This window comes from Aeromonas sp. S8(2024), assembly GCF_041403085.1.
Classification (GTDB): Bacteria; Pseudomonadota; Gammaproteobacteria; order Enterobacterales; family Aeromonadaceae; genus Aeromonas; species Aeromonas dhakensis.
Map to the genome: position 1 here is coordinate 886,160 of NZ_JBGLRF010000001.1, position 17,352 is coordinate 903,511.

Consider the following 17,352-nt stretch of genomic DNA (forward strand, 5'->3'; position numbering starts at 1 on the left):
CCCTAGCCCGCCGTAGTCAGCGCCGGCAGCAGGTTGGCCCGGATCTCCTCGCGCAGCCCTTCCAGCCGGCTCAGCAGCGCCCCCTGATCCAGCCCCGCCTCGTCGGGGCCCAGGTTGTCCGCCAGTTCGGCGTAATGTTCGGTCACAGCCTGCTCCAGCCAGTCGAGCCGGCGCAGGGTGAGCGGGCCACAGCTCTTGCCGCTGAGATCGTCGGCAATGTCGAGCCGGTGGCTGCGATACATGTCGCGCCACCAGTTGGCGGCGAGCGCCTCTTCGCTGGCGAGCGCCGATCGCCACTCGCCCAGCAGCCCCTGCAAGCGGGCCAGCACCGGCGCACTCGCCCCCTCCCGAGTCAGGTGCTGCAGCTCCCGCTGCGCCCAATTGACGCACAGGCCGCGCCAGTAGCGAAACTGCGGCAGCGGATCCGGCTCGTCGAGCCAGAGACCCGAGAGGGTGCGGGTCTCCAACCGTTCAGGGACATGAAAACCGGGATCGGTGAGGCCGTTGGAGTTGAATTCATGGCGAGGATCGAAGGGCCACATGTAGCCAAAGTCGAACACGCTGATCTGCTGGCCGTCGTCCAGCAGGTTGCCGGGGCTCGGATCCCAGTCGAACCAGCCCCAGTGGGCCAGCTCCGCCTGCACCGCCAGCATCTGCGCCAGGTTGCGCTCGTTGAGCTCATGCACCGGCACGCCTCGCAGCCAGGGGGAGACCAGCACCCCGGCCCGGGCCGAGCCAAAGCTGGTGCAGACCACGTTGGCCAGGATGGTGGGGTGCAACTCCCGCAGGGCCTCTATCTCCCGGCGGCGCTCCAGCTCGGTCAGGAAGGCGGTTCTGCCGTCCACGTTGGCCACCAGGGAGTCGTGCCGGCGCCGCTTCAGGCACCAGTGATGTCCCTCCACCTTGAGGTGGAACACCTCGGCGGTGAGGCCGTGACGATAGACCTTGAGCACGGCCGGATGATCCTCCTTGAGACGCACCAGCTGGGCCACCGAGAGCGGACAGTCCTGCTCGCGCCCGATCCGGATCTCCTCCTTGCTCTCCAGCATGCGGAGCAACCTTGCCTGACGTGCCGCTACTTTGGGATTCATACATGTACCTCCATCCATATTGAGAGACTAAGCAGCAAGGCTGGAGCAGACCAGCGGCAAAGCGTCATGATGACGCTTTCATCACAGAATGAGTGTGCCCCCCGGATCGGGATCACAGTTTGCATGGCTCCACTGTCACGCAACCTTCATTGTTTGGTCATTAAATTGACAACAAGGAACAAGCCCATCACCATCGGGTCAAATTAAATGCAGCAGCCATGCATCACCGTCACTCGCTCAAAGGATGAGCCCATATGAAAGCCCCCACTTCAGCGCGCTTGCCAGCCAGGGTCTCCGGTCTCCCCGCCCTGCTGCTGGGCATGCTGGCCGCGCTGCTGTTGCTGACCCTGTTGCTGCCGCAGATCAATCCCGCCAGCTGGCTCGGCCGGGCCCAGCCGCTGGTGCTGGGGCCGGCGGACAATCCCATCGCCACCCTCACCCGCCATGCCCTGCTCTACAAGAGCGACAGCCGCGGTCTCTATCTGGTGGTACGCAGCCAGTGGCAGCTGCGGGGGCCGCTGCAGGAGGGGGACAAGGTCAGGGTGGAGCTGCTCAACGACAGGGGCGAGCGCATCGATCAGCTGAGCCAGCCGGTGGACAAGCGCCAACAGTGCCGCAAGGGGCGCTGCACCCTGGATCTCAACAGCACCCTGCGTGCCCCCGACGACGCCCTGGCCAGCCGCTATCAGCTGCGGATCGGCCTGCTGCTCAAGGAGAGGCCCGAGAGCGGCGAGTTCAGCCAGATCCTGCAGACCCTGCCGGAGCGGGGTTTCAACCTCACCTATCTCTGCACCAGCCTGCTGCTGGTGCTGGCCCTGAGCGCCGCCGTGCTGAAGGTGGTGCTGCCCACCCTCAGGCGCAATCTGCGCTGGCGCATCGCCGGCAGCCTGCTGCTCGGCAACCTCACCTTCGTGCTGCTGCACGGCTTCGTGGTGTTCAAGCTGGGGGAATTTCTGCTCTGGTCAGGCTTTCGTCCCGAGCACTACTACCTCGCCTGGGGCAGCATGGTGCTGGGCTGGAGCCTCTGCGCGCTGGCGGGTTTCAACCTCTATATGGGGCTGGTGTTTACCGCCCTCTCCGGCATCGGCCTCTTGGCGAATTTCATGAAGATCGCCATCTACGGGGTACCGCTCGGGGGGGACGATCTCGGCAACCTGGTGGCGCTGCTGCGCATCCTGCTGGAGCAGCACCCTGTGCTGCCGCTGCTGGGCGGTGCACTCGCCCTCTTCTTGTGCTGGCGCTTCGCCCTGTCGCGCTGGGTGCTGCGTACCGCCGCCGCCACCGCCGCCTTCTTTGCGCTGTGCGTGTTTGCCACCCAGACCGGCAACAAGCTGCTGGGGCCCAACATTCGCTACGTGGACAGGGCGGTCAACTACCACAGGGATATCATCCGCTCGGGGCCCGGCCTCTATCTGTTCAACCTGGTGGACGAGATGCTGCAAAGCGGCAGCGTGTTTCGTTATCCCTTGCAGATCAACGAGTTCACCCCCCAGCTCAGCCATGTCAGCCTGAACCAGACGCCCCGCTTCGATCTGGTGATCGTGCTGCAATATGAATCCCTCTGGCTCGGCTGGCAGGGCAAGATCTGCGCGCCCCCGCCCACCCTGAGCCTGCCGGCCAGCGTGCAGCAGTGGCACAAGACCATCCACTCCCCCACCACCGGCGGCATGACGGTGCTTGCGGAGTTCGAGATGAACACCGGCCTGCCAGTGGGGCTGCTCAAGCAGGGGGTGGTGCCCTACTACTACCTCTCGGAGCAGGTGCCGGGTCTGGCGCAGAGTGCCAAACAAAGTGGCTACCGGACCCTGTTTGCCCACCCCTATGTGGAAAAGTTCTGGGGCCGCGCCAAGGCGATCCCGGCCCTTGGCTATGAGGAGCGCTGGTTCGACAACCGTTTCACCACGCTCGAACATAAGGGGCTCTATATCTCGGATGATGCCCTCATCGACCACCTGCTCAAGCGCAGCGAGCAGGATGAGCAGCCGCTGTTTGCCTACGCGGTCACCATGCAGGGGCACGGCCCCTTCGACGGGGATCGCTACCAGGCCCAGCAGCTCGACAAGGCCTGCCCGGATCAGAGCGAGGCCGACCGCCAGCTGCTCAACACCTACTACACCGGCGTGGTGGATGCCATGGCATCGCTGGAGCACCTGCTGACCAGCCTGGATCGCTCAGGCAAACGCTACCTGGTGGTGGCTTTTGGCGATCACCAACCATTCCTGATGTCGGCCGGCAAGGGCATCCACGGTGACAAGCCACCCCGCGATGCCAGCTACCAGATCCCCATGATGGCCTTTGCCCGCGCCGATGACGCCCTCAATCTGGCGACCCAGTTCGACCCGGTGCGCCAGCTCTATCAGATGGGCCAGGCCACCCGTCAGCTGCTGGCGGGTGACATGACCCCTCTCCCGGATCAGGCCCTGCTTCATCCCGTGCTGGGAGAGGAGAAGGGATTCGACGTCTCACCCCTGGTGCCGCAGATCCGCGCCAGCTTCCGGCCCGACGCCCTGCCTTGAGCCCCGTAGCAATGGGATAGATGACAAAGAGGTCGCCCAGGCGACCTCTTTGTCTATGTGCCGATGCGACTATGGCAGGCGGTGCGAACTCACTCGCCGAGCCAGGACTCGCACAGGGTGAGACTCTGGGCATCGAGATCCAGTTCGGCCTCGATGCCAAGGGGCAGGGTCAGCATGGGGTGGGTGTGGGCGCAGTCATACTCCGCCAGAATGGGGAAGGTCGGCTCCCCCACCACCTCCAGCAGGATGTCGAGCGGCCGCCGGCCGCTGCCCTGACTGTCGAACAGCTCGTGTTTGCCGAGCACCAGGGCGCCGATGCGATCAAACACCCCGCACAGCTTGAGGTGGGCAAACGAGCGCTCCACCGTCTCTGCCAGATGAAGACTGTCTTCCAGCAGCAGAATGTCACCTCGCTCGATGGCCGGCATATAGGGGGAGCCCCAGATCCCCGCCAGGGTGTTGAGGTTGCCGCCAATGAGCCGGCCCCGCACCCGACCTGTGCCCACCGAGATCAGCCGGTTTGGCCGGCACTGCTTGGCCCGGCTCTGCTGCTCCCAGTCAAGCCGCTCCTCGGTCCATTGCGCCGGGGTCGGCACTGTGTGAGGCACGGCGGCGCCACTGGCCTGGCAGATCTGGCGAAAACCCGCCAGGGTCTCGTCCACCAGCGGCGAGAGCTCGCCAAAAGAGGCCACCAGCGCCGGTCCGTAGAAGGTGACCAGGCCGGTGCGGGCATGAATGCCGAGCAGCAGGGCCGTCACATCGGAGTAGCCAATGATGATTTTGGGGTCGCGCATGAGCGCATCAAAATCGAGATAGGGCAGCAGGGAGTTGGAGTTGCTGCCGCCAATCACCGACATGATGCAGCGCACCTCTGGATCGCGAATGAGGGCATTGAGCTCGGCAGCCCGGGCGGCGATGGAGCCGGAGCGCCAGTGATCGCGCTGGCCGGTGAGGCTGCCCGCCTTGAGTCTGAAGCCCTGCCCTTCCAGAAACGCCCCGGCACGGGCAAAGCGGTTTGGCGCCCAGGCGGTGGCCGCACTGGAGGGGGAGAAAAAGCCGATGGTATCGCCAGGCTTGAGCCCCGGCGGCTTGAGTATCGTCATCGCAAACGGTCCTGTTCCAGATCTGGCCATCCAGGGCATGGCAGCCACAACAAAGGACTCATAATAGCCATTAGATGGCCATCAAGGCACCAAGAAAAGATGGCTGTTCAGGTAATAACCGACGCCACCCGGCTGGTGATCACGAAGTCGAGACCCGCATGGGAGATAGCGCGGCTCACTTGCCCGCCGGCTGAACCCAGAAGCGACGCCCCCATGCCTGGCTTATCTCGTCAAAGGAGCCATCGCGGTGCATCTGCTCCAGCGCCGCCCGCAGGCCTTCGATAATGACGGCATCCGTGTTGCGGCTGAAGGCAAAATAGAACGACTTGGTCTCCTGAAACTCAAACATGGGGACAAACTCCGAGTAGTGATGGCCCAAGGTCTCTATGTGGTAGGCGGCCCCCATCTGCATGGCTGGCGCGACGTCGGCCCTGCCGCGCAGCAGCATGCGAAACTTGTCGTCTTCGTCGTGCACCAGCACCAGATTGAGCCCTTTCTCCGCCAGCTCGATGGCCAGCGCCGAGTCGCGTACCACCGCGATCCGCCAGGGGGCCAGGTCAGCCAGCTGATGGCCCACCACATCGTCGCGTTTTGCCAGGCGATATACCCAGGTGACGCGAGGCCCGATAGGGCCAACCCAATGAAAGAGCGCCTCGCGCTCGGGCAGCCTTATCATGCTGAAGATGACGGTATTGGGGTCATACTGCGCCATCTGATAGGCCCGCGCCCAGGGCAGGAGCTGGATGCCCTTGCGGTCGAGCCCGATGCCGCTGACCTCCAGCATTCGCTTGAGCAGATCCACCGACAGCCCCGTCACCTGGCCGTCCTTGTCCCGATAGTTGTATGGGGGGAGCTCCTCCGTCACCGCCTGAATGGTGGCCCCCATGGCGCTCCCCAGCCAGCACCACAGCAATATCCAGCGCAGAATATGGAACATGATTGCATCCTCAACCCAATCCCTCTTGTCATGAGTATTGCGGATGCGAACCACACAATACAGGCTGGCGGACAGGTGCATGTCAGGGCGCTGGCATCCCCCATCCGCTGGGAAGAGCGCAATAAAAAACCGGCAGCAGGTTGCCGGTTTTTTCATGGCATCAAGGCGTCAGACCAACACGGCGGTCCCGCTGATGCTGACCATCAGCATGCTGCCGCTTTGCCCCACCACCTCGTAGTCGATGTCGATGCCGACCACCGCATTGGCACCCAGCGCCGCGGCGCGCTCCCTGAGCTCGTCGAAGGCGATTTCCCGGGCCCGGGCCAGCTCTTTCTCATAGGCGCCGGCGCGGCCGCCGATGATGTCGCGGATCCCGGCAAACAGATCCTTGAACACGTTGGCGCCGAGAATGGCTTCACCCACCACGATGCCGCGGTACTCGCGAATGGTCTTGCCTTCCAGGGTGGGGGTAGTTGAGAGGATCATCTGGGTTTCCTTGTGGATTGAACTGGGGGACAGCCTAAAACAGCGAGGGTGGCCAGGCAAGCAGGGAGACCCGGTTCGCCCCTAGCGGAGCATGGCGGCGCGGGCCTGCCAGCACGGATCCCGTGCGCGTCGACGACGTGGCACCTATCCATATTCAACGACGAAAGGCGACATCGAGCAGTCGCATGGCCTGCTCCGACAGCCCCTTTCATTAGCCGATCCGGCTCAAACATCAAGTGATAAAAGTGTCAGTTGTGGCCAATTTTGCCTTTCCCTAGGGTGAGTCTGTCCCGGCCATGAACCGGAGACAGACCCACTTCTCACGAGGAGAGCAGCATGATGCAGCAGGATACCCGACTACCTCACCCCATCCTCGCACCGGGGGTATGTTCCCCCGCCAGCCAGCTCGCCGACACCGCTATGGGGAGCATGTCATGACCACGATCGCCACCCTGGAGCTGGGGGATCAGGGTCTGCTGGCAGCCTACCTGTCGGCGACCTCGCCCGCCCTGCTCAACCAGACCTATGCGAACTTGTTGTTGATGCAGCAGTCATTGGCCAACAGCGAGATCGACTCCACCCTCGCGGTCAAAATCGAGGCCTACCAGGCCCAGATGATGAGTCAGGCACGCTACTACCAGCAGACCAACCTGTCCGGCCTCATCCACCTGCTGAGCAACGGCTCCAACTTCTACGCCCTGGTCGCCGCGTTCAATCGCCTGCTTGGCCAGGAAGAAGACGCCGCCGTGCTCGCGGGGCGCGCCCGGCTGGCCGAGCAGCTGACGTCTCTCGCCGATCAGGCCCTGAGCTACCGGCTCAATGCCCAGGCACTCAATACCCGCGTGCAGGTGGCCTGGGGATCCCTGCGCCCCCTGATGGAGCAGTTCAATGGCGTCATCACCCAGCTCGAGCAGGATCTGATGGCCGACGCCAAGCGCCAGACCGAGATCATTGATGCCCTCAACCAGGCGATTGCCGCCAATATCCAGGCCATCGTCGATGAGGGTGGCAAGGCCGGTGAAGGGGTCAACCAGTTGGGGCGGGCCATCGTCACCTCGCTGACGCTGGAACAGAAACCGGCCGACAAGGGGGCCAAACCCGCCACCTCGCAGGAGATAGCCAAACAGACAGACCAGCAGACCCAGTACATGGTCTCCGGTCTCAAGGCGATCTCATCGGGCATTGCCGGATCCAGCCTGGCAGCCCGCGAGCTCAAGACCAACACCGACAAACTGGCCGAGGCCTACCAGGCGCTGGCCGCCACCAACACCCTGCTGACCGTGGCCAAGTCGGTGCAGGCGCAAAACCAGCTGTTTGTCGACACCTACAGCCGGGTTGCCGATGCCGTCACCCAGCTGCCTGCTGGCTGGCAGAAGGTGGCCGACGCCTACCAAGGGGCGGTACCCGTGGTCGCCGACCTCAACAGCCCCGACGACGTGCGCCAGCTGCGGCGCACCGTGGCGCTCAACACCCAGTCCTGGCTGCTGCTCGCAGGCCAGGTTGACGACATCAAGGCAGCCTACGCCGGCAACGGCATCCTGCCCGACGCTTAATCCCACCACGCAAGGACACGCCAAATGACCAACGCAACAACCATCACCATGGACCAGGGTATGGCCAACCAGGCTTCCCAGGCCCTGCAAATCCAGACCTACTGCAACAGCGTCAAGCAGCAGGTGCCGGTGGACTTCAGCCAGTTCCCGAACCTCAAGGACAACCAGACCCAGATCAACCAGGGGCTCGATCTGGCGAAGGGGCACGCCGACCTCTATCTCAATACCGTCCAGCCGCAGATCATCACCAACATCAGCAACATCTCCAACTACTTTGCCCTGCAAAACGCCATTCCGGCCGTGCTGCCGCCCGGCTCCACCAAGGCGCAATGGCTCAGGCAACTGAGCGTCATCAAGGAGCAGGCCAGCGAGTATCAACGGCTCTCCGCCGACACCCGGCTGGTGATCGTCAATCTCAACAACAACCTCATCACCGACTCCAGCAACTTCCAGGGCATAGTGGTGAACCTCAACAGCAAGGTGCAGGGGGACAACGGGGTACTCGCCCAGCTCAACGGTGACATCGACAAGGTGAACGCGGCCATCGACGGCGCCATCGCTGGCATCGTCGCCGGGGGGCTGCTGGTGATTGGCGGCGCCTTCGTCACCGCCATCGGCGCCGTGGCCGACTTCGTCACCGCCGGCACCTCGACCCCGGTGGTCATCGGCGGGGTCGCCATGATGGTGGCCGGGGCCGGCGGCATCACGGCTGGCGCCATCGTGCTGCACAACTCCCTCGGTACCCGCCAGGATCTGTACCAGAAACGCAGCAACCTCAACAGCGAGGTACTGATCGCCACCCAGATCGGCAACGGCTACAAGGGGCTGCAGGTGCAGGCGCAAAACGCCGTCACCGCGGCCACCCAGATGAGCAACGCCTGGGACGCCCTCACCTCCGATCTGGGCAGCCTGATCACCGACCTGGACAAGGGGATCACCAGCGGCGACGACATCCGCCAGCTCTGGCTGACCGCCGCCGACACCACGGTCAAGACGGTGCTCACCGACGTGACCACCATCAAGGCCCAGATGGCCGGCGTGAGCCCGCTGCAAGTGCCGCAGACCGACACCATCGCCAACTTCGTGGCGCGCCTGGCTGCCTAACCCCCGGGAGGGCGGCCTGGCCGCCCTCTTTCATAAGGAGACCCCATGAGCAACGGCATTCTTTCCCAATCCATTGCCAACATGCAGCAGGCCGAAGCGACCATTCAGTCCTTCACCGGTCTGCCGCAAAACGCCGTCAACATTCAGCAGAACGTCGGTGAGGTGGTCGCGGCCCTGCTGCCTCAGGTGCAAACCATGCAGCAGCAGGTGCTGGCGTTTGCTGGCCGCCTGGAGACGCAACTGACCCAGCAGCTGGCCAATACCGGCCCCTTCAACCCCGACGCCCTCAAGGCGTTTGTCGATCAGGTCCAGCAGGAGATAACCCCCATCCAGACCCTGACCGCCCAGACCCTGACTGCCAGCCAGGCGGCCAACGATCGCATCACGCAGGACAACATAGCGTTGCAGCGGATCGGCGTGGAGCTGCAGGCAACCATCGCCGGGCTGCAGTCCAACCTGGCCGGCGCTCGTCAGGAGCTGGACTCCCTCAACAAGAAGAAGCTCTACCTGCTGGGGCTGGGACTGCTGGGGCTGCCTGGCCTCATCGCTCTGGCCGTCACCCTGACGCAGACCCAGAACAAGGTGAGCAGCCTGGAAGGACAGGTGAACCAGATCGAGGGGCAGATCCAGCGCCAGCAGGGCTTCCTCGGCCAGACGACGGCGTTTTCCCAGCAATTTGGCTCCCTCATCGATCGGGTGAGCAAGGTGGGCAACACCATCACCCTGCTCGGCGGCGACATTGCCAACGTCGCCCGCGATGCCGGGCAAGGGGATCCGGAACTGGCGCGGCTCTTCTTCACCGCCGCCCTCACCGAGGTGCGCACCCTGCAGGTGGACGCCTCCTGATACGACCGCAACAAAAAAGGAGAGGCCAAGGCCTCTCCTTTTTCATGGTGCGCGGGACCATTGTCGCCCCGCCACGTTTGCCCCAGGCTGCTTAGTGCAGCTTCAGGGTCGGGCGCAGCACCCGGTTGATGCGGCCCACCAGCATGATGAGGCCGGTCTTGATGTAGCCGTGCAGGGCAATCTGGTGCATCCGGTAGAGCGAGATGTAGACCAGACGGGCGATATAGCCCTCCACCATCATGGAACCGCGCATCAGGTTGCCCATCAGGCTGCCCACGGTGGAGAAGCGGCTCAGGGACACCAGCGAACCGTGGTCGTGGTAGAGGTAGGGCTTGAGCTCGCCGCCGTTCATCTTGGCCAGGATGTTCTTGAACGCCTGGGTCGCCATCTGGTGGGCGGACTGGGCGCGCGGCGGCACGAACTTGCCGTCCGGCTGCGGGCAGGCGGCGCAGTCACCGATGACGAAGATGTTCTCGTCGCGGGTGGTCTGCAGGGTCTCTTTCACCACCAGCTGGTTGATGCGGTTGGTCTCAAGACCGGCAATATCCTTCATGAAGTCCGGCGCCTTGATACCGGCCGCCCACACCATCAGGTCCGCTTCAATCAGCTCGCCATCCTTGGTGTGCAGACCTTCGGCTGTCGCTTCGGTGATCATGGTGGCGGTACGCACGTCCACGCCGAGCTTGACCAGCTCCTGATGGGCGGCGCCGCTGATGCGTTCCGGCAGCGCCGGCAGGATGCGGGGGCCCGCTTCCACCAGGGTCACCTTCAGGCTGTCGGTGGTCAGGTTCTTGAAGCCGTAGGCGTAGAGCTGCTCCACCGCGTTGTAGAGCTCGGCAGAGAGCTCGACGCCGGTGGCGCCGCCGCCGACGATGGCAATCTTCACCTTGTCGCCCGGCTGGTACTCGGTGGCGAACTGCAGGAAGCGGTTCATCATGCTGTTGTGGAAACGATGCGCCTGGGAGGGGCTGTCCAGGAAGATGCAGTGATCCTTGATGCCCTTGGTGTTGAAGTCGTTGGAGACGGAACCGATGGCCATCACCAGGTAGTCGTAGGGCAGCTCGCGCTCGTTGACCACGATGTCGCCGTTCTCGTCGACGATCTTCGCCAGCACGATGCGTTTCTCGTCGCGCTTGATGTCGGTCAGGGTCCCCAGCTGGAAGTCGAAGCCGTGGTTCTTGGCGTGGGACTGGTAGCTCAGGGCGTCGATGCCCGCGTCCATGGAGCCGGTGGCCACTTCGTGCAACAGGGGTTTCCACAGGTGGGTGCGGTTGCGATCAACCAGGGTGATCTTGGCCTTGTTCTTCTTGCCCAGCTTGCGGCCCAGGCTGGTAGCCAGCTCCAGACCGCCGGCACCGCCGCCGACGACAACAATATTGGTCATGGTTAATTACCTCGGTTCCATTAAAGCGAAGGGAGCCATCGGCTCCCTTGATAGTTGAATCCATGACGTGACGATCAATCAGGCTTCTTTGAAAGCCTTCATCTGCTGCAGGTGATGAGAGATGTTCTTGAACTTGTGCGTCTCTCGTTCATCCCACACGATGTTGTAATAATTCTTCAATTCACGCTCAGTTTCGCCATTATCGCGCACTTCATCCTGAACGGAAAGGATGCAGAGGCAATTTCCTGAATTTTTACTACGAAACTCAGACACACATTTGGTGCCGATATCTTCGTACTCTTCCGGCCGGTCGATCTTGCCCTGCATGTTGATCTCGGGGTGCAGGTTGGGGTTGAAGATCACCTGCTTGATGCCGCACAGAAAGCCGATGCGCTCGCTCCAGTAGCCACCCAGTCCCACCCCGCAGATGAGGGGCTTGGGATCGGTACTCATGTCGAGCTGCTTCTTCACTTCCTTGAGCAGGTGGCTCATGTCATGACGGGGGTGAACCGTGCTGTAGTGCACGAAACGTACATCATCATCGATAAACTGCAACTGCAGCACTTTCTCGTGATTGCCGGGGCTGGTGGCATCGAAGCCATGCAGATAGATGATCATGGATAAGACCTCAGGATCTGTGTCGGTTTTATCGAAACTACCCCAGCGGCAGGGCCCTGCGCCACCAAAACATCCAACTTTCTTGCTTTGGATCACGCCCTCTGTTGCTGATGAAACCAGAGCGGCGGGGCCGGCACAGCGCCGACTATCAATCTGAGAGCCAGACCGACCGAAATGATAACCGGGCTACCAATCTGACAGCCCTCCCCTGCCGGCAGGAAAACGATTGGCAGCCATCAGCGTGTGCAAGCGTGATCCCGCCTGCAAAAATACCCACAGACAGGGCCAACAGACCCACATTCATGCCAACCGAGCACGGTTCCTGCACTCCTCCTGCGATGCAGCGCGAAGGCGACCTTCGTCTACGTGGCCGGATCCTGGGCGACCCGGCCCCTATCCATGAACGGGACAGCCAGCCTGCCCCATCTTGCCCGGCCCTTGCCGCCGGGTCGCAAGGAGTGATCTGTTCATGCACCAGACCCAGCCCCCTGGGGCGGCCAAGGGCCGCGCCATCGACGAAGTGGAGCGCCTGCTCCCCCCCGGCCAGCTCTTTACTCTCGGCCTGCAGCATGTGCTGGTGATGTATGCCGGCGCCGTGGCGGTGCCGCTGGTCATCGGCGGCAGCCTGGGGCTGCCCAAGGATCAAATATCGTATCTCATCAGTTCGGATCTCTTCTGCTGTGGTATTGTCACCCTGCAGCAGTGTCTTGGCATCGGCCGCTTCGCCGGGATCCGCCTGCCGGTCATCATGTCGGTCACCTTCGCCGCCGTCATGCCCATGCTGGCCATCGGCGCCAACCCGGCGCTGGGGCTCACCGGCATCTTTGGCGCCACCATCGCCGCCGGCATCCTCTCCACCCTGCTGGTGCCGCTCATCGGCCGCTTGATGCCGCTCTTTCCCACCGTGGTGACCGGGGTGGTGATCACCTCCATCGGCATCAGCATCATGCAGGTGGGCATCGACTGGATGGCGGGGGGCAAGGGCAACCCCGAGTACGGCAGCCTGCGCTACATCGGCACCAGTTTTCTGGTGCTGGCCTTTATCCTGCTGGTGACCCGCTTCACCAAGGGCTTTTTCAGCAACATCTCGGTGCTGCTCGGCATCCTGTTCGGCTTCGGGGTGGCCATCACCATGGGGGAAGTGAGTCTGGACGGGCTTGGCGAGGCGGCCTGGTTCGCCCCCATAGTGCCGTTCGCCTTCGGCTGGCCCACCTTCGATCCCATCTCCATCGCCACCCTCACCGTCATCATGCTGATCACCTTCATCGAGTCGATGGGGATGTTTCTGGCGCTCGGCGACATCGTCGGCCACCCGGCCAGCCGGGGCGACATAGTGCGCGGCCTGCGGGTGGATGGCATCGGCACCATCATAGGCGGCATCTTCAACAGCTTCCCCCACACCTCGTTTTCCCAGAACATAGGGCTGGTGAGCGTGACCGGGGTGTCGAGCCGCTGGGTCTGCGTCATGTCGGGGGGGATCCTGCTCGCCTTCGGCCTGGTGCCCAAGATGTCGGTGCTGGTCGCCTCCATCCCCCCCTTCGTGCTGGGGGGCGCCGGCATAGTCATGTTCGGCATGGTGCTGGCCACCGGCATCCGCATCCTGGCCAGGGCCGACTACAACAGCAATCGCCACAACCTCTACATCGTCGCCATCAGCTTAGGCATCGGCATGATCCCCACCGTCTCCGGCGCCTTCTTCCAGCACTTTCCCGCCGCCCTGCAGCCGCTGTTTCACAGCGGCATCCTCTTGGCCACCCTCAGCTCGGTGCTGCTCAACCTCTTTTTCAACGGCTACCAGCCGGACCTGCGCCACCAGCCGAGGCCCCTGCTGGTGGGGCCGGAGCGCCCGCCCGCTCAGCCGCAGCCAGGCAAACCCGCCCCATAAAAAACCGCCGGGCAGCGTGGCTGCCCGGCGGTTTCATTCAGCAAGCCTGCGCTAGCCGCGAGTCTGGGCGAAGCGCTCCACCGCCGCTTCCACCAGCGCCAGGCTGCCCTGCCAGAAGGCGCTCTGGCGGATGTCCTGGCCCAGGTGCTTGGCCACCAGATCTTCGGCGCTCATGCGGCCGGTATCGCGCAGCAGGTCGCGGTAGGCCTGGGCCACATTCTGTTCTCCCGCCTTCTGGCGATGCATCAGCTGCTGATAGACGCCGAGGCTGAACAGATAGCCGAACAGGTAGGGGTAGTTGTAAAAGCCAAACCCGGCGATGGAGAAGTGCGCCTTGGCAGCCCAGAACAGGGGGTGATAACGGCACAGACTCTGCTCGTACCAGCGACCCCAGGCCTCGTCGGTCAGCGCCTTGAGCCGGGCCGGCGAGACATAGCCAGACGCCCGCTCCGCCACCAGGGCCCGCTCGAAATCGAAGCGGGCCGGGATATTGACCAGGAAGGTGGCCGCGCCGTCGGCCTCCGCCCAGGCGATGGCCTGCTGCTCTTCCGAGCTTTGCGCCTGCTCGAACAGGGCGCTGCGCACCAGGGTTTCGGCGAAGATGGAGGCGGTCTCCGCCAGCGTCATGGGGTAACGACGCTGGCTCATGGGCAGATCGCGAATGAGCCAGTTGTGCCAGGCGTGGCCCAGCTCGTGGGCCAGCGTGATGACGTTGTCCATGGTGCCGGCATAGGTGATGAAGACCCGCGGCTCCACCGGCTCGGCAAACTTGGTGCAGTAGGCCCCGGTGCGCCGGTTGGGGGTGGGCGCCGCATCGATCCACCCCTTTTCGGCCATCATGCGGGCAAACTCGCCCATCTCGGGATCAAAACGAGAGAACGCCTCGGCGATGATCTCGATCGCCTCCTCGAACGGGATCTCGCGGCTCACCGCGGCCGGCGGCGGGGCAAACAAATCCTCCGGCCCCAGCTCCTCGATGCCGAGGCGCTCGGCCATCAGCCCCAGCGCCCGCTGACCCAGCCCGCGTGCGCGCCAGGTCTCCTGCATCAGGGTATCCAGGGTCGCCCGCTCGATGTGGCTCTGGTGACAGGAGAGGTCGAGCGCATCGAGCTGGCGGCTGCGGCCGCGCTGGCGCGAAAGCTCAAGCCGCCAGCCATTGAGGGCGTTCAAGATGGCGGCCACCGTCTCCTGCTCCCCCTCCCAGCCGGCGCTGATGGCATCGAATGCTTCCCGGCGCAGGGCCCGCAGCGGGCTGGAGAGCAGGTTGCTCGCCTCGGCCAGCCCCATCTCGCGGCCATCGATCAGCAGCCGGATCTTGCCCACCAGATCGTTGTAGAGATTGCCCCAGGCGTGCAAGCCGTCGGTGCCAAGGCCGATCACCAGCTGCTCCGCCTCCACCGGCAGGCGCTGATCCTGCAAGAGGCGCTCGTGGCGCAGCCGGTACGCCTCCTCCCCCAGCAGGGAGTCAGCCATCAGCTGTTCAAATTCGGGTTCCGGCAGGGCCAGCATCAGATCCTCGACCGGCGCCAGGGTCTTGAACAGATCGGCATTGAGGGCGCGGGCACGGGAGGCCAGCTGCTTGGCCAGCTCGTCGCGGGCATCCTGACTGCCACGGCAGGCCGCCAGCACGGCCAGGTTCCAGCCAATGTTGTGAATGTCCCGAGTCCGCAGCCGCACCTCGCGCAGGAAATCCTGCAGCGCCTGCGCATTGGCCCGGGCGGCGCCAAGCCCCTCGATAAACTGGCCGAGCTCGTCCAGACTGGCGCGCGCCAGGGCGAGATCCGCGCTCACCTGCGGGCAGTCGAGGGCGGGATAGATATGCTGGTTTTGCCACTGTTGTGGGTAGATTCGTTGCTGCATCAAACGCTCGTCATCAGGTTGCGGGGCCGGGCCCCGTTGAATGCGCGTGGCGAGCCACAGGCCCGCCACCAGGATAAAAACGGCCGGGCTACCTACACCAGCCGCTCGAGGCGGGCGACCGCCTCTTCCACATAATCGAGGCTCTCCTGCCAGAAGGCGGGCTCACGAATGTCGACCCCCAGGTGCTTCTCCACCAGCTCTTCTGCACTCATACGGCCGGTGTCGCGCAGCAGCTCCCGATAGGCGTGGACGAACTCGCGACCCGCCCGCGCCTGCTGGGCATAGAGCCCCAGGCTGAACAGGTAGCCAAACAGATAGGGGTAGTTGTAGAACCCGAGCTCGGCGATGGAGAAGTGGCCCTTGCTGGCCCAGAACAGCTCGTCATATTGACTCAGGGTGTCACCATACCACTGCTGCTGCGCCGATTTCATCATCTGCCGCAGCTGGCCGGCCCCCACGTAGCCCTCCTCCCGCGCCGCCACCAGGGTCCGCTCGAAGGTAAAGCGGGCCGGCACGTCGAGCAGCAGGCTGGCGGCCCGCTCCCCGTCCAGCCAGGCGATGGCCCGGCGCTGCTCCATGTTGTCGGTGGCCGCCAGCAGGGCATCGCGCACCAGCGCCTCGGCAAACAGGGAAGCTGTCTCCGCCAGCGTCTTGGGGTAGTCACGCTGCTCCAACGGCAACTCCCGCATAAGCCAGCTGTGCCAGGCGTGCCCCAACTCATGAGCGAGCGTGATGACGTTGTCCAGGGTCCCCTCGAAGGTGAGAAACACCCGCGGCTCGGGCGGCTCGGCATACTCGGTGCTGTAGGCGCCGCTGCGCCTCTGTTCGCTCGGGGCAGCGTCAATCCAGCCATTGGCCGCCATCATGCGGGCAAACGCCCCCATCTCGGGATCAAACCCAGCGAAGGCATCGGCCACCAGGGTCAGCGCCTGCTCGAAGCTGATGAGGCTGCTCGCCCCGACAGGCGCCGGGGCATAGAGATCCCAGGGGGCGAAGTCGTTGATCTGCTGGGCGCAGGCCATGGCACGCAGGGCGCGCCGCCCCAGCTCCTTGTGCTCGCCGGCCGCCGTCATCAGGGTCTCCAGGGTGGCCCGCTCCAGGTGCCCCTGATGGCAGGAGAGATCGAGCGCATCCCACTTGCGTTCCTTGCCGCGCTGGCGAGCCAGCTCGTTGCGCCAGCCGTTGATGGCGTTGAGGATGGCGGCCACCGTCTCCTGCTCCGCCTCCCAGGCCGCCTGGATGGCGTGCCAGGCCGCGGCGCGCCGAGACCGCTGCGGGTGGGCCAGCAGGTTGTCCGCCTGGGCCAGCCCCATGGGCTGCCCCTCCACCACCGGCCTGAGCCTTCCGACCAGGCTACCGTAGAGATCCCCCCACCCCTGCAGGCCATCCACGCTCAGCCCCGCGATCAACTGCTCGCTCTCGAGCGACAACCACTGATCCCGCTGGCGCCGGTCGTGGCGAATGGCGTAGGCGAGCTCGAACAGCTCGGGATCCTGCAACAGGGAACGCACCTGCTCCTCGGGGGCACGCACCCAGAACAGGGCCACCGGTTTGCAGAGCTGGGCCAGGCTTGCCTGCAACTGCTGGCCGCGGGAGAGCAGCAGCCGGGCCGCCTCGTCGCGCCCGTCCCGGCTGAGCCGGTTGTAACCGTAGGTCTGCCAGTTCCACTCCAGCAGGCGTACCTCGCGCCAGCAGGCCCGGATGGCCCGCAGCAGATGGCGCAAGGCATTGATGTCGTTGGTCTTGGGCAGTTCATCCAGCAGGGGTTGCAGGCGCTTCATGGCCTCGCTGACACGCTGAAAATCGGCATCGATCGCCGGGCAGTCGGGGGCGGCATAGATGTGATCATCCTGCCAAACGGGTGGTTTCATGACGTTCCTTGTCTGTTTGCATCCATGTGGGTTGACCCCGCCTCTGTGAGCGGGTGTCAACCGGATAGTACGAAAGGAGGCCGGCCCTTGCCTAGCCC

General features: G+C 64.1%; 13 protein-coding genes. 5 read left to right on the forward strand and 8 right to left on the reverse strand.

Translation table 11 applies throughout. From position 1 onward, the window contains the following. Positions 1-2: 2 nt before the first annotated feature. A complete protein-coding gene (locus ACB031_RS03785; RefSeq protein WP_139724091.1) occupies positions 3-1,091 on the reverse strand; it encodes a hypothetical protein in 1,089 nt (362 codons plus the stop codon). Positions 1,092-1,345: 254 nt separating this feature from the next. Between ACB031_RS03785 and ACB031_RS03790 the strand changes: the two genes are divergently transcribed. Then, entirely contained in the window at positions 1,346-3,607 is a 2,262-nt protein-coding gene (locus tag ACB031_RS03790; protein WP_279484200.1) for an LTA synthase family protein, read from the forward strand. An 89-nt stretch (positions 3,608-3,696) separates the two neighbouring features. Here the strand turns inward: ACB031_RS03790 and ACB031_RS03795 are convergent, their stop codons facing one another. The 3 genes from ACB031_RS03795 to ACB031_RS03805 form a co-directional block, all read right to left on the reverse strand. Then, the gene (locus tag ACB031_RS03795; RefSeq protein ID WP_279484199.1) at positions 3,697-4,710 is read right to left on the reverse strand and encodes an LD-carboxypeptidase; all 1,014 of its coding nucleotides are present in this window, start codon (positions 4,708-4,710) and stop codon (positions 3,697-3,699) included. 175 nt (positions 4,711-4,885) lie between these two features. Beyond that, the gene (locus ACB031_RS03800; protein WP_213343582.1) at positions 4,886-5,647 is read right to left on the reverse strand and encodes an ABC transporter substrate-binding protein; all 762 of its coding nucleotides are present in this window, start codon (positions 5,645-5,647) and stop codon (positions 4,886-4,888) included. A gap of 168 nt (positions 5,648-5,815) precedes the next feature. Continuing rightward, positions 5,816-6,133 (reverse strand): heavy metal-binding domain-containing protein, encoded by a 318-nt coding sequence (locus tag ACB031_RS03805; RefSeq protein WP_005302101.1) that lies wholly within the window; start codon positions 6,131-6,133, stop codon positions 5,816-5,818. Between the two features lie 434 nt (positions 6,134-6,567). On the opposite strand from ACB031_RS03805, the gene ACB031_RS03810 reads away from it, so the two are divergent. The 3 genes from ACB031_RS03810 to ACB031_RS03820 are packed head-to-tail and all read left to right on the forward strand — an operon-like array spanning position 6,568 to position 9,636. Beyond that, positions 6,568-7,686 carry a hypothetical protein gene (locus ACB031_RS03810; protein WP_371139037.1) on the forward strand — a complete coding sequence of 373 codons (1,119 nt, stop codon included), beginning with the start codon at positions 6,568-6,570 and terminating at the stop codon, positions 7,684-7,686. 24 nt (positions 7,687-7,710) lie between these two features. After that, on the forward strand, positions 7,711-8,790 hold the full coding sequence (locus tag ACB031_RS03815; protein WP_017778853.1) for an HBL/NHE enterotoxin family protein: 1,080 nt from the start codon (positions 7,711-7,713) through the stop codon (positions 8,788-8,790). Between the two features lie 45 nt (positions 8,791-8,835). Then, positions 8,836-9,636, forward strand: coding sequence for a hypothetical protein (locus tag ACB031_RS03820; protein WP_017778852.1), 801 nt, complete (start codon positions 8,836-8,838; stop codon positions 9,634-9,636). A 91-nt stretch (positions 9,637-9,727) separates the two neighbouring features. On the opposite strand, the gene ACB031_RS03825 is transcribed toward ACB031_RS03820, so the two are convergent. Both ACB031_RS03825 and ycfP read right to left on the reverse strand, forming a co-directional pair. Next, complete coding sequence (locus ACB031_RS03825; protein ID WP_211029923.1) at positions 9,728-11,020, reverse strand: NAD(P)/FAD-dependent oxidoreductase; 1,293 nt, start codon at positions 11,018-11,020, stop codon at positions 9,728-9,730. A gap of 78 nt (positions 11,021-11,098) precedes the next feature. After that, the gene (gene ycfP / locus ACB031_RS03830; RefSeq protein WP_005302119.1) at positions 11,099-11,638 is read right to left on the reverse strand and encodes an alpha/beta hydrolase YcfP; all 540 of its coding nucleotides are present in this window, start codon (positions 11,636-11,638) and stop codon (positions 11,099-11,101) included. Positions 11,639-12,107: 469 nt separating this feature from the next. Here ycfP and ACB031_RS03835 point away from each other — a divergent pair, with 469 nt between their 5' ends. Beyond that, positions 12,108-13,523 carry a nucleobase:cation symporter-2 family protein gene (locus tag ACB031_RS03835; RefSeq protein ID WP_371139038.1) on the forward strand — a complete coding sequence of 472 codons (1,416 nt, stop codon included), beginning with the start codon at positions 12,108-12,110 and terminating at the stop codon, positions 13,521-13,523. A gap of 51 nt (positions 13,524-13,574) precedes the next feature. On the opposite strand, the gene ACB031_RS03840 is transcribed toward ACB031_RS03835, so the two are convergent. Next, positions 13,575-15,383: a M3 family oligoendopeptidase gene (locus ACB031_RS03840; protein WP_329268389.1), complete on the reverse strand. Its 1,809-nt coding sequence runs from the start codon at positions 15,381-15,383 to the stop codon at positions 13,575-13,577. A 92-nt stretch (positions 15,384-15,475) separates the two neighbouring features. Further along, positions 15,476-17,254 carry a M3 family oligoendopeptidase gene (locus tag ACB031_RS03845; protein ID WP_329268386.1) on the reverse strand — a complete coding sequence of 593 codons (1,779 nt, stop codon included), beginning with the start codon at positions 17,252-17,254 and terminating at the stop codon, positions 15,476-15,478. Positions 17,255-17,352: the final 98 nt, after the last annotated feature.